A 13681-nucleotide genomic window follows, 5' to 3' on the forward strand; every position below is an offset into this window, starting at 1 on the left:
CACGATGTCTCCGCTCGGGGCATGGAGGCAGGTCGATCGACCTGCCGACTGCCCGACCCGACCGGGGCACCCCGGAAACAGGAGGCATCATGGACCGTGATCGAAAACCGACCCGATACCGGGCGGGGCCAGGGAGACAACGGATCCGACCCCGATGGCTGACGGCCACCCGTCACCTGGTCGTGCCGGCGATGAGTCTGGTGCTGGTCGCGACGTTGGCCGACGCGGTGCCCGCGTCCGCCAGGCCGGCACCGGACTATTGGAAGACCGCCGGCGAGCAGTCGGTACCCGGCCGGGGCGTGACGGTACCGGAGCCCGGCCCCGACCCGGCCGAGGAGCGGGCCCTGCGCGGCACCCCGGCGGTGACCTGGCCGAAGCCGGGGGCCACCGAGATCACCCTCGGCACCGCGCGACAGAGCGGCGCCGAGCAACGGAACGGCACCGCGCAGCAGAGCGGCAGGGCGTCTGCCGGCACCCTGCCGGTCCGGGTCAGCGCCGCCGGCACCGCGCCCGCCGGGGCGTCCACCGCCGCCGAAACGGCCTCGGCCACCCCCGCTCGGGTTCGGGTCGAGTTGAAGGATCGGTACCTGGACGGTCTGTTGTTGGATGTGCGGCGGGCTGATGGTGTGGCGCGGGATGGCCGGGTGTCGTTGGAGGTGGATTACTCGGGTTTCCGGGATGCGTTCGGGGCGGACTGGGCGGTTCGGTTGCGGTTGGTGAAGTTGCCTGGGTGTGCGGTGACGTCGCCGGAGCGGCCGGAGTGTGTGGGTACGCCGGTGGCGACTCGTAACAACGGGTCGGGTCGGTTGAGCGCCGAGGTGACCGCACCGGGGACGCTGTCGAGCGCCGCACGGCCGACCGACGCGGGGTTGTACGCGGTGGTCGCGGCGGCCTCGTCCGGCGCGGGTGACTTCAAGGCGTCGCCGATGGCGCCGTCGTCGATGTGGACGGTGGGAACCTCCTCCGGCGACTTCGGTTGGCGGTACCCGCTGGACGCGCCGCCGGCGGTCGGCGGTCCCGAGCCGGAACTGGAGTTGTCGTACTCCAGCGGCGGCGTGGACGGGCGGACTTCCGCGACGAACAACCAGCCGTCCTGGGTCGGCGAAGGCTTCGACTTCAGCCCCGGCGGTCATATCGAGCGGCGGTACACCAGTTGCGGCTCCGACACCGCCGGCGGCAACAACAGTGGGCACAAGACCGGTGACATGTGCTGGGCGACCGACAACGCGGTCTTCTCACTCAACGGCAAGGGCGGCGAGCTGATCCTCGACGACGAGACCGGGAAGTGGCGGCCGAGGGTTGACGATGGTTCTCGGGTGGAGCGGTTGTTTGATGCTCCGAACGGGGATTATGACGGTGAGTACTGGCGGATCACGACGCAGGATGGTACGCAGTACTTTTTCGGTAAGCACAAGATTCCGGGTTCGGAGGTGACGAATTCCACCTGGACGTTGCCGGTGTATGGCAACCAGAAGGGGGAGCCGTGCTACAAGTCGACGTTCGATGCGTCGTATTGCCAGCAGGCGTGGCGGTGGAACCTCGATTTCGTGGTGGATGTGCATGGCAATGCGATGAGCCTGTATTACGAGCGGGAGTCGAATTACTACGGTCGTAATATGTCGGCGTCGAAGGTTTCGGCGTATGACCGGGGTGGTTGGCTGGACCGGATCGACTACGGGCACCGGGTCAACAACGAAACCGTCGTGACGCCGCCGACAGGCCGGGTGGTACTCACCCCGGCCGACCGGTGCATCCCGGGCACCACCTGCTCCTCGTCGCAGCCGGCGAACTGGCCGGACGTGCCGTGGGACCAGGCCTGCACGAGCAGCACCAAGTGCACCAACAAGCACTCGCCGACGTTCTGGACCCAGAAGCGCCTGGCCAAGGTCACGACCCAGATCTGGCGGGGTACCGCCTTCGCCGACGTCGAGTCCTGGACGCTGAGGCACAGCTACCCCAGCCCCGGCGACGGTACCCGGGCGGGGCTCTGGCTCGACGGAATCAAGCACTCCGGGCACGTCGGCGGCACGGACAGCGACCCCGAGGTCGCCTTCACCGGAACCCGGCTCAACAACCGGGTGGACGGCAACGACTACATCCCGCCGATGAACTGGTTCCGGGTGGTGAAGGTCCAGCTCGACTCCGGGGGTGAGGTCGCCGTCGAGTACTCCCCGGGAGAGTGTTCGGGGCCGGACAACCTGCCGACGCCGGACTCGAACGCCATGCGGTGTCATCCGCTGCGCTGGACGCCGGAGGGTGAGCTCAAGGAACGGGAGGACTGGTTCCACAAGTACATCGTCACCCAGGTCACCGAGTCCGACCGGACCACCGGGCTGGAGCCGGAGGTGACGAAGATCGACTACCTCACCACCCCGGCGTGGCGGCACGACGAGGAGGACGGTCTGGTCCCGACCGAGCGCAAGACGTGGTCGCAGTGGCGCGGCTACGGCAAGGTCCGGATGACCAAGGGCACGGCCGACGAGGTGAGGACGGTCACCGAGGCGCTCTTCTTCCGGGGTATGGACGGGGACAAGACCGACTCGGGTGGCACCAAGGAAGTGTTCGTGAAGGACTCCACGAACACCACCTGGCGGGACTCCGACCCGCTGGCCGGGACGGAGCGGGAGAGCATCACCTACAACCAGGACGGGACGGTCCAGGAACGCTCGATCACCGATCCCTGGGTCTCCGATCCGACCGCCAGCCGGACCCGGAGCTGGGGCACCACCAAGGCGTTCAAGCTGGAGGAGGCGAAGGTCCGGCAGGCCGAGACGACCGGTTCCGGCGGCTGGCAGAACTCCGGGTCGGACAACGTCTACGACGTGCGGACCGGGCGGCTGACCCAGACGGCCGACCTCAACGACCTGGCCGACCCGAACGACGACACCTGCACCCGCTACACCTACGTCGACAACGAGGCCGCCTGGCTGAAGGACCTGCCGGTCCGGGTCGAAACCGTCGGGGTGAGCTGTGATCGGACCCCGTCGTACCCGGCGGACCTGATCAGCGACGAGCGGTACTACTACGACGGCAGCAACACCCTCGGCGCCACGCCGACCCGTGGCGACGTCACCCGCAAGGAGGAGCTCTCCGGCTGGGTCAACGGGGCGCCGACGTACGTCACCACCATGCGCGCCAGCTACGACGCGCACGGCCGCCAGATCGAGACGATCGACGTGAAGGGCGCTCGCACCGCCATGACCTTCACGCCGGCCACCGGCGGGCCGGTGACCGCGGCGTCCACCACCAACCCGCTCGGGCACGTCACCAGCACCAGGCTGGAGCCGGCGTGGGGTGAGGACCTGGTCGTCACCGATCCGAACGGGCGGCGGGTCGTATCGCAGTACGACCCGCTGGGCCGGGTGACGAAGATGTGGGGGCCGGACCGGAACCCGGCCACCGACAGTCCCACCGCGGAGTTCAGCTACCTCATCCGGAACAACGGCGCCAACGCGGTGACGACCAGGTCGCTGCAGCCGGACGGCACGTACCAGACCGAGTACGAGCTCTACGACGGGTTCATGCGGCCCCGGCAGACCCAGGAGCCGGCACCCGGCGGTGGCCGGGTCGTCACCGACACCGTCCACAACTCCCGTGGTCTGGAGGTCCGGGAGAACGGTCCGTACTACAACGACGCCCCACCCGGGCCCGACGTGCTCATCGTGGACGAGCAACTCCTGCCGTCGCAGACCCAGACGGTGTACGACCACGCCGACCGGCCGGTGGCGGAGATCTTCAAGGTGGGTGGCGTGGAGCGCTGGCGCACCACGCACACCTACGGGCACAACCGGCACGACATCGACCCGCCGGACGGGGAGACCCCGACCACCCGGATCACCGATGTCGACGGTCACCTGCTGGAGTTGCGCCAGTACCACGGCAACTCGCCGACCGGAGCGTACGACTCGACCCGGTACACCTACACCAAGCGTGGCCAGCTCGCCTCGGTCACCGATCCGGCCGGCAACGTCTGGCGCTACGGCTACGACCTGCGCGGCCGGATGATCCGGTCGGAGGACCCGGACCGTGGCGTCACGGAGTTGACCTACAACGACGCGGGCGAGAAGATCGGCTCCCGGGATGCCCGGGGAGTCAACCTGGCGTTCGCCTACGACGCGCTGGGTCGGATGACGGCCGTGCACGAGGGATCGCTCAGCGGCCCCAAGCGGGCGGCGTGGACCTTCGACGTGCTGCCGGACGGTACGGCGGCCCGGGGCGAGCAGACCGCGACGACCCGGTACGTGAACGGCAACGCCTACACCACCGCGGTCGCCGGGTACGACGCCGCCGGGCGGCCGACCGGTACGAAGTACACGATCCCGGCCAGCGAGGGAGCGCTCGCCGGCACCTACGAGTTCACCAACACGTACCACACGGACGGCGAGATCGCCTCGCTGGGTTCGCCAGCCGTCGGTGGCCTCCCCGCCGAGCAGGTCACCATCGGCTACAACCGGGACGGTCTGCCCAGTAGCCTGCGCGGGCAGAGCAGCTATGTGACCGGGGCCAGCTACACCCCGTACGGCGAGCTGGCCCAGGTGACGATGTCGGCGGGCGGCAAGTGGGTGCGGTCCAGCTACTCCTACGAGTACGGCACCCACCGGCTGAACCGGGCGATCGTCGAGCGGGAGACCGGGCCGAGCCGGCTGGTCGACCTGACCTACTCGCACGACGCCGCCGGCAACCTCACCAGGCTCGTCGACACCGCCGACCCGGACACCGGTGGCGGGCCGGAGACCCAGTGTTTCCGGCACGACTACCTGCGGCGGCTGGCCGAGGCCTGGACGCCGGAGTCGGGGAACTGTGCCACGGCGCCGTCGGCGGCCGGGCTCGGCGGGCCAGCGGCGTACTGGCACGCCTGGACGTACGACAAGACCGGCAACCGGCTGTCGGAGACCCGGACCGACAAGGCCGGCACGACGAAGAGCACCTACAGCTATCCGGCGGCCGGGCAGGCCCAGCCGCACACGGTGCGCAGCGTCACCACGACCGGCCCGAACGGCACCCGGACCGACAGCTACGGGTACGACGCCATCGGCAACACGACCTCCCGGACCAGGGACGGCAAGACGCTGAACCTGAGCTGGGACGCCGAGGGCCACCTGGCCGGCACCACCGGTGCGGAAACCTCCGGCTACGTCTACGACGTGGACGGTGAGCGGCTGATCCGGCGGGACTCCAGCGGTACCACGCTCTACCTGGGCACGACCGAGCTGCACCTGAGTCCGAACGGCGCGGTCACCGGCACCCGCTACTACGAGTTCGCCGGGCGGACCGTCGCGGTGCGTACCTCGGCGGACAACAAGCTGCACTGGTTGGGTCTGGACCACCACGGCACTCCCGAGGTGGCCATCGACGCGACCACCCAGCAGGTGCACCGGCGCCGGCACACCCCGTTCGGGGAGGTGCGCGGGACCAACCCGGACTACTGGCCCGGTCAGAAGTCCTTCGTCGGTGGTGTCAAGGATCAGGCCACCGGCCTGGTCCAACTCGGGGTACGGGGGTACGACCCGAGTCTGGGCCGGTTCATCTCGATCGACCCGGTCATCGACTACACCGATCCGCAACAGATGAACGGGTACGCCTACGCGAACAACAGCCCCGCCACCTACTCGGACCCGGACGGGAAGTGGGGCTTCATCACCCGCGTCATCAAGAAGACGGTGACCCGGGCGGTGGTGCACAAGGTCGTACGGCACGTCACGAACCTGGTTCGGGTTCCGGTGACGATCGTCAAGAACGAGGTCAAGAAGCGCGTCACCCAGCTAAAGAAGATCCACAAAAAGATCGTCCGCAAGGTCAAGAAGATCCACAAGAAGGTCGTCAAGATCAAGAAAAGGATCAAGACGGCGGCGAAGAAGGTGGCCAGATCGGTCGGCAAGAAAGTAAGAAAGGGGTTGGATGGGGTAAGAAGAGCGGCCAAACACGTGGGTGCCACGGTGGCCAGGGGGGCCAGAGCGGTCCAGGCTGCGGTCGAGCGGACCAACAAGGCCCTGGCCCAGGCCGCGATGTCCACCGGGCGCTGGGTCAATAAGAACATCACCGAGAATCCCGTCTGGAAGGCCGCCAAGATGGGGCTCAGCGCCGCCGCGCTGGTCGGGTGCGCCATCTGCGGCGGGATCGCGGCCGGGATGACCGCGGTCGACATGCTGAGCCACCTTGCCGCGGGCAACGGCCACGAGGCGGCATTCGAGGCGTTCGGCCTGGTCACCTTCGGGCTCGGTCGGGCCGCCGCTGCCGGCGCGAGAAGTGCCAACGGCGCTCGGCAGGCGGCGGGTGAACTCGCCGAGAACGCACCGGGACGGGCCGCCCGGATCGCCGAGGCGGACAAATTGGTGAAGCACGCCGACGAGGCAGCCTCCGGCATCGACAGTTTCGACGGCGGCCTGTTGGCGAAGGATCTGATGGCCAACACCTACAGCTTCTCCAACTGGGTGCAAAAAGACGTCATCTGAGCGAGGGGAGGCAGCCAGGGCGCTGGGCCGGGAGAGGATTCTCCCGGCCCAGCGCCTTTTACCGTCAGCCGGTCAGCGATCGCCCGGTACCGGGTACAGGTGCTCGACGGTGTGATCCCGGTGCTGCAACACGTCGAAGGACGTCAGCCCTTCAACCTGTAGCAGGTGACGACTCACTCCGGCGCCGCTCAGCGGCGTTGCTGGCACGGTACGCAGTACCGGGCCCAGGGCAGTACCTCCAGGCGGGCCGTCGGGATCTCGGCGCCGCAGCCCTCGCAGGTGCCGTAGCTGCCCTCGGACATCCGTCGCAGCGCCTGCGCGGTGTCGGCGACGCCCTGCTGGGCGGCCTCGATCAGCCGGCGCAGGGTGTCCGGATCGTGCCCACCCCGGTCGGGCTGCCGGGAGTACACCGTCAGTTCGGTGAGCTGGTCGGTGTGCTCCCGGAACTGGCGTTCCAGCTGGTCGCGGAGTGTCTCGGTACGGTCGTCCAGGCTGTGCGTCATCGTCGGTTGCTCCTTACCTGAAAGAGGTCCGGGACTCGGTTGCCGGCGGGTGCCGGCGGGCGGCCGTGGCGGCCGGGCTGGGAAACGACGACCCCGCCGCCGTCGGGGGTGGGACGGCGCGGGAGCTGGCGATGACGACGAGGGACGGAGACGACGAGGGACGGGGGTGCCGGAGCGTCAGGTCGCGGTGCCGGGCATCGTCGGGGCCGGGCCGGGAGACACCGTTGTCTCCCGGCCGCCCGGGCGGGCCCGTCCAGGAGGCGAGGCCGGCGGGGGCAGCGGCGGACAACCGGCGGGTGGGGTGGGCAGAGCCACCGGCGCGCGGGTCGTCATCACCGCCTCCTCGCTGCTGGGTACGCCTCGGACTTCCAGCGTCCGCCGAAACGAGAGCACTGACATGGGATGGCGCCGGCCAACAATCGCGCGCCCGTCTGCCGGCGGTCGGCAACACCGACCGCGCACCGGTCGACGCAGCGGATCACGGTGACGGCTCCGCACCATAGCGGCCGCGAGCCTCGGCCGCCAATCGCGGACCGGCGGCCGGCATTCACGCCGGGCGGCTATGGTCGGCGGGATGTGGAGCCGACAGCACCCGGCCGGCGGGCAACGGCGGTTGGCGCTCTCGGTCCTGGTCGTGCTGGCACTGGTCGTCGCGGCGGTACGCGCCGGTCGCGCGCTGGGCATGTGCATCGTGGTCCGGCTGGCCCGCGCCGTACCGGGCTGCGTGCCCGCCTGGTCGGCCGACCGGGCGCCGCCGGGCGTGCCGACCCCCGCCCGACCGTCCACCGCGCTGCGCTGACGCCGAGCCGCTCCGGCCGGCCGCCGGCAGCCGTCCCGCTTGGAGCGCCCGCCAATGGATATCGAACGCACGACTCTGCCCGGCATCGGGATTCAACACACCTTCACCACGGCACAGGGCCGCCGGATCGGCATCGTCGAATACCACGGTGACGACCGCCGGGACATCGTCCATGACGACCCGGACGACCCCGACCGGATGGTCGGCCTGGTCCTGACCCGCGCCGAGGCGGTCGCGCTGGCCACCCTGCTCGGCTTCCCGGAAATGGTCGCCGCGACGACCCGCAGCGCTAACCCGGCGGCGCCGGCAGTGGCTGGCGGGGCCAGTCCAGCGCCCGCGCCCCGAGCACGGCGGTGTGCAGGGTGAACCGGTCGCGCGGGTCGGTGGGGTCGTAACCGGTCAGCGTTCGGATCCGGGCCAGCCGGTAGGTGACGGTCCGGACCGACACGTGCACCCGGCGGGCCGCCTCGGTCGCCACCTCGCCACATCCGAAGTACGCGTCCAGGGTGTCCAGCAGCGGCTCGGCGCCACCGCGGGCCCGTTGCAGCGGGCCCAGTACCGCCCGCACGAGATCCACCATGGCCGGCTGGTCCCGCAGCAGCACCCGGTAGATGATCAGGTCGTGGGCGTCGATGACGGCGGCCTCGGCGTGCAGCCGGCGCGCCATGGTCAGCGCCTCCCGCGCTTCCTCGTAGGAGCGGGCGATGCCGTACAGGCCGGGGTGGGGGCGGCCAACCGCCACCTGCCACGGCCGGCCCCGCGCCAGCCGGTCCAACTCGGCGTGCATCAGCCGCCCCAGGTCTCCCACGGAGGCGCCCTCGTCCGAGCCCCGTTCGGGCGTCACGGTGTCCGCCGGGGCGATCACGACGAGCATCCCCTCCTTGGTGGCGACCAGCACGTCACGGTCGCCCAGCCGGTCGAAGATGACCCGTTCCAGGGCGCTGATCGCGGCCTCGGTGTCCGGCAGTCGCCGGCCCGGCGAGGCGAGCGCCACCTGGTGCACCCGGGCCAGGTCCAGCCCGAACGGCTCGGCCCGTTCCACCAGACCGCCCAGGTCGGAGTCGCCGCGCAGCAGGTCGTCGACGAGTTCCCGGCGCAGCGCCTCCTCCCGGCGGACCAATTCCCGGCGGGCCACCGCATATCCCTCGGCAAGGGTGGCCACGGCCGTGTCGACGACGTGCAGCACGGCGTCGGCTGCCGCGCGTACCGTCTCGCTGTCGGAGGAGCGCACCACGTGCGGCAGTTGCTGCCAGAGCCGCCGGGCGGCGGAGAGGTAGAGCCGGACCGCCCGTCCGGCCGACACGCCCTGCTCGGCGGCGCGCCGGCCGAGGACCTCCACCGCGTCGAGTTCGCCACGTCGCGGCCGCCGGCCGGTCACCGCCGCGTCGGCCAGCAGCCGCAGGTAGTCGCCGAGCAGTTCGACCGGCACCCCGCCCGCGTCCGCGCTGGCCGCGCTGGCGACCTCGGCCAGCCAGGCGTCGTCGGAGCGGGCTCCGGCCGGGCTGGTCCGGCGGGCGCTGCCGGGCATCGCGCACACCTCCCCGGCAGGGGGTCTGCGCCGACCGCCGACCCGGTCCGCCTAGCGTACGACGCCGGGGTACCCCGGGGAGCGGACCGGGCACCCTTTGCGGCCCCCGAACTCGGTGGACCCAGAACCCCGCCCGCCGCCGAACGACCACCGATGATCAGGAACCGTGCTCGGCCAACCCGACACCAGGACCGGAGCGGCCGGCCCGGACGGCATCCGTGCCCGAGCACGTTGGTGCTGGTCATGCCCGTGACCGGACCGCCGGTGGCCGGCGTGAACTGGGTCGTGCTGCGCCGCCCTGCACGTCGACCGTCTCGGCCTGCCGGCCGTGCGCGTCGTAGCCGAACCTCATCCGGTCACGAACGTCGGTGCGCCGTCTGCCCAACCGGAGAGTTCGTCCCTGCGGGTGACCTTGCCACGGGTCGGCGTGGCGCCGAGGGTGTCGCTGCCGTTCCTATCCAGATCCCCAGGCCAGTCCCTCACCTCGGTGTGCAGCGGCGGACTGGAGGGCCCGCCTCGATGTGTGGATGGTCACGATGGCGTTGCCGTGACGCGGGGAGCCTGCAGGACGAGGACCCGGTCACGGCTCCAGGCGAAGGGCGAACCGCTGACTGTCCGGCGGTACCGCCGCGCAGGCCCCCTGCACGATCTGCGCCCCGTTGGCGAGACTCGCACCGTCGACCCGCAGGCACTTCCCGCTGTGCACGACCCGCATCTGCACCACGGGCTCGTATCCGCCGCCCGCCACCAGGTCGAGCCGGAACAGCTGGTTGGGCTTCACCGCACCGCCGTCATGACACGCGTACTGGAGGGTCTGCGCGCCGTCGAGCAGGCTGTACACCCTGATGTCGAGGCACTTGTCGGCGTCCGTCCTGATCAGGTAATACGGCGAGCCACCGACCCGCTCGAAGCGGAACGTCTCCCAGGTGGCCGTGGTGACGCAGTCCCACTGGTCCAGCAGCACGTCGTTCGTCGTCCGGCCGCCCGGTACGTCGAAGCACTTGTTGCTGTGCACCGGATGGATCCGGTACCTGCGGTTCGGGTCCACCTGCACGGTCGGCTTGGCCTCGCTGACGTACCCCTCCCAGTCGGTTCGCTTGTCGGCGAACCCGCCGCCGTTGGAGATGAAGGTGTAGAGGCGGCGTTTGCCAGCGCCGGTGTCGTACAGCGAGGCGACATCGACCCGGCCGTCCGCGTCGAAGTCCCCGGCGGCGAGGGTTCCGCGGGTGGCGTCGAACCCGCCCGTGCCACTGCTCCACCAGGTCGTCGGAGTCCAGACATCGGCCCGAGCCTTGAAGACCACCAGCCGCGCGGTGGCGTTGCCGTCGTCGTAGAGCGCGACCACCTCGTCGCGACCGGCGGCGTCCCCGTCGACGTCCCCGCCGACGAACCGCGCTCGACGGGCGTCGAACCCACCGGGCCCGCTGTCCCACCGCGACCCCGGACCGCTGAGTACCCCGGCGTTGGCGTGGTGGATCCGCATCTGCGTCTGGGCGCCGCCGATGTCGTGCATGTCCATGACGTCGTCGTCGCCGTCCCCGTCGACGTCCATCGCCACCAGGTTGGCACCGGAGACCCCGGGGCCGGGGACGGGACTGGTCCAGCTCAGCGCCGGGGCGGCGAAGCCGTTCCCGGTGGACCGGAACACCCAGAGCTTGACCTGGTTGTCCGCCAGACCCTGGAGCGCGGCGATGTCGTCGTCGCCGTCGGCGTCGAAGTCCCCGGCGACCACCTTCAGGTGGCTGAGCCGGAACGTGTCACCGCTCCAGACCGGCTCGCTGATGGCCGAGAACCGGTTGCCGTCGGCGGGCAGCAGGAACAGCCGTACCATCCGGTCGGCGTCCTCGCGGAAGATGGCCACGTCGGTGCGGCCGTTCCCGTCGAAGTCACCGGTGACGCTCCGCACCAGGTCGGCCGGGAACCCGCCGGCGATGCCGGTGTCCCAGGCGACGTACCCGTTGTGGAATCCGCCCGGGGCGGAGAGCAGGTTCCACACCGCGGTCTGGCCGTGGCCGTGGTCCACCAGGGTGGTCACGTCGGCGCGCCGGTCGCCGTTCACGTCGGCGGAGATCGCCGGATCCGTGACGGCGCGGCCCCGGGCGACCAACTCGTATCCGCAGCCGTAATCGTCGCAGTTGAGCCCGCTACTGTTGCCGGCCCGGTCCACCGCCCGCACGTAGAGGGTCCGGCGGACGTCACCGGTGTCGGACGCGTACTGCGGCCAGAGCGTCACCGGTACGGTGGCTCTGCCGTCCGCCCCGGCGGCCACCCACATGGTGGTGATGTCCGGGCTGAACCCGTAGCGGTAGCCGGTGACATCCGTTTCCGCGCCGCTCGGAGCGAAGGTGACCGTGCCGGCCTCGCCCACCGACTTCACCGGGGTGGGGCCGGGATAGTCCTGGGAGGTCACGGTGGGCGGGTTCGGCCAGGTGGTGTCCACGGTGAACCAGCAGCGCTCGCTGTAGTCGCTGGCCAGCCCCGAGTCGACGGTACGGGCGCGATAGCTGAAAACGGCACCGGGTTGATTGGTCGGCAGCGTCCCGGCGGCGACCGGCGGCCAGCGCACCACACTGCCCGAGCCGACCGTGCCCGAGGAGAGACTGGTCAGCACCTGCTCGCCGGAGAGGATTTCCAGTTCGTTGCTGACGTTGTCGCTGTTCGGGTCGAAGCCCACCCCGCTGAAGATCGGGGTAGCGGTCTTCAGCGGGGTGGGCGCGGCAGCCGTCCCGCAGGGCGACGGCGGCACGGTGGAAACACTCGTCGGGATCTCCGGCGGAGTGTTGTACTCGATGTTGAGCCGGGCGGTGGAGACCTTGAACCGCTTCCACCAGTCCCCGTTGCCCTCTTTGCCGCTCGGGATCCGCAGGCCGAAGCCGATCGCCTCCTGCGGACCGTTCGCCCCCGCGACCGCCTCCTGCACGACCGGGGTGACCGTGTCGGGGCTGAGGCCGAACTCCATCAGCTTCGGTGGCTGGGCGCAGGCTGACTTGTTGGCCTTGCCCTCGCGGGTGTCCAGAGCCGCACCACCGAGCCAGTGCCCCTTGCTGTCGTTCCAGCTCAGCGGCTTGGTGGGGTCGAGCAGTTTGGTGTGCCACAGCTCCACGCCCGTCTCCGCGCAGGTTCCGGTGTGCGTCATGGAGATGGAGAACCAGGCGCGGGAGACCTTCGCCCTGGCCACCCGGGCGATGTTCATCTGGAAGAGGCTCCGCCACGGACCGTCGCCGGTGCCGTACACGCTGCCGACCCGGACATCCTCCCGGTAGAAGTCGTCGGTCCAGTACGATGTGTCAGATTCGTCGTAGTTGACCAGGGTCCACAGGTATTGGGCGGCACTGTACGAGGGGTCGATGTAGACCGGGTACCGGGTGTCCGGGGCGGCGAGCATCCGCTGGTCCGGGGTCACCACCAGTTCACCGGGGTTGATCTCCAGGTCCATCACCCGCCGTCGGTCCGAAGCTGGCCCCGCCTCGGCGGCACCTGCCGGCCCCGCCGCCTCCGCCGACGCGATCCCGGTCGGCCCGGACGGCTCCGGCGTGCTGTCCCACATCAGCGGCGGTCCGGCGGCGAAGACCGCCCGGCCGGTGGAGTCGACCGCCACGCTGCTGCCGTCCTCACCCGCGCGCAACGCGAGCTTGCGGGTACTGGTGCCGAACCGGATGCGCCGCAGCGCCGGATTCGCCGCTGCGGCGGCGTTCTTCACGACGAGAACCTGCGAGAAGCCCACCGGGCTGACCCGGACCTGCAGGTCCACCCCGGGCAGTACCTCGGGATAGGTCGCCGTGTCGGCGTCGAGTACCGGCTCCGGCAGCGGCGCCGGCCAGCTCAACGCCAACTCGGCGCCCTGCTGCTCGGCGGTGACCAGCGGACCGGAACCGCCGCCGGAGAGCCGCAGCCCGACCGGGGTCGCGCCCGGCGACACGCTGCCGTCCGCGCCCCGGACCAGCCGGGTGTCGATCGGCACCCACTTGCCGTCGCGCTTCGCCCGTACCGGCAGCAGGTACTGCTCCAGCGTGCGGGTGCCGGACGGGTTCGCGAAGACTCGCGCGGTCTCGGTGCGTTCGGCGGCGATCTCGACGGGGACGCCGGTACGCCGTGCCGTCTCGGCCGCCCGGGCGGCCTCGGTCCCGTCCGCCGAGTCAGGTGCCGTCGGCGCGGCCGGCGGCCGGGACAGCGCGGCGCCGGACGCCACCCCCGGTACGGCCGGGTTCACCAGGAGTGCCGCCAGGAGAGTCGCCGACCAGCCGGCCACAGCGAATCGAGATGTCATCACGGTCCTTCCGCTCCACACGCGCGCACCGCCCTGCCCCGGCCAACCGGCGGTCGGTTCACGGGCAGCACCAGGATGGCCACGGAACCGCACAGTTTCCGCACATGCGCCCGGCGCCAGTTCGCGGCCCGG

At 70.7% G+C, this 13681-nt stretch carries 6 protein-coding genes; 3 read left to right on the forward strand and 3 right to left on the reverse strand.

The genetic code is table 11. The features are described 5' to 3' along the window. Positions 1–191: 191 nt before the first annotated feature. The gene (locus tag EV371_RS30420) at positions 192–6452 is read left to right on the forward strand and encodes an RHS repeat-associated core domain-containing protein (protein WP_130465075.1); all 6261 of its coding nucleotides are present in this window, start codon (positions 192–194) and stop codon (positions 6450–6452) included. A gap of 188 nt (positions 6453–6640) precedes the next feature. On the opposite strand, the gene EV371_RS30425 is transcribed toward EV371_RS30420, so the two are convergent. Continuing rightward, on the reverse strand, positions 6641–6955 hold the full coding sequence (locus EV371_RS30425) for a TraR/DksA family transcriptional regulator (protein ID WP_130465076.1): 315 nt from the start codon (positions 6953–6955) through the stop codon (positions 6641–6643). A gap of 574 nt (positions 6956–7529) precedes the next feature. On the opposite strand from EV371_RS30425, the gene EV371_RS30430 reads away from it, so the two are divergent. Continuing rightward, positions 7530–7754 carry a hypothetical protein gene (locus tag EV371_RS30430; RefSeq protein ID WP_130465077.1) on the forward strand — a complete coding sequence of 75 codons (225 nt, stop codon included), beginning with the start codon at positions 7530–7532 and terminating at the stop codon, positions 7752–7754. 54 nt (positions 7755–7808) lie between these two features. Next, the gene (locus EV371_RS30435; protein WP_486484856.1) at positions 7809–8120 is read left to right on the forward strand and encodes a TrkA C-terminal domain-containing protein; all 312 of its coding nucleotides are present in this window, start codon (positions 7809–7811) and stop codon (positions 8118–8120) included. Here EV371_RS30435 and EV371_RS30440 read toward each other — a convergent pair. Beyond that, positions 8044–9282, reverse strand: coding sequence for a helix-turn-helix domain-containing protein (locus EV371_RS30440; RefSeq protein ID WP_130465078.1), 1239 nt, complete (start codon positions 9280–9282; stop codon positions 8044–8046). The genes EV371_RS30435 and EV371_RS30440 overlap by 77 nt on opposite strands. Before the next feature lie 580 nt (positions 9283–9862). After that, positions 9863–13549 (reverse strand): RICIN domain-containing protein, encoded by a 3687-nt coding sequence (locus tag EV371_RS30445; protein WP_130465079.1) that lies wholly within the window; start codon positions 13547–13549, stop codon positions 9863–9865. Between the last annotated feature and the right edge of the window lie 132 nt (positions 13550–13681).

Source organism: Plantactinospora sp. CNZ321 (assembly GCF_004217235.1).

What these genes read in the sequence shown, in the direction of transcription:
- EV371_RS30425 (WP_130465076.1), bottom strand. Translation starts at nt 6,955, where the DNA reads ATGACGCACAGCCTGGACGACCGTACCGAGACACTCCGCGACCAGCTG.
- EV371_RS30440 (WP_130465078.1), bottom strand. Translation starts at nt 9,282, where the DNA reads ATGCCCGGCAGCGCCCGCCGGACCAGCCCGGCCGGAGCCCGCTCCGAC.
- EV371_RS30420 (WP_130465075.1), top strand. Translation starts at nt 192, where the DNA reads ATGAGTCTGGTGCTGGTCGCGACGTTGGCCGACGCGGTGCCCGCGTCC.
- EV371_RS30430 (WP_130465077.1), top strand. Translation starts at nt 7,530, where the DNA reads ATGTGGAGCCGACAGCACCCGGCCGGCGGGCAACGGCGGTTGGCGCTC.
- EV371_RS30435 (WP_486484856.1), top strand. Translation starts at nt 7,809, where the DNA reads ATGGATATCGAACGCACGACTCTGCCCGGCATCGGGATTCAACACACC.
- EV371_RS30445 (WP_130465079.1), bottom strand. Translation starts at nt 13,549, where the DNA reads ATGACATCTCGATTCGCTGTGGCCGGCTGGTCGGCGACTCTCCTGGCG.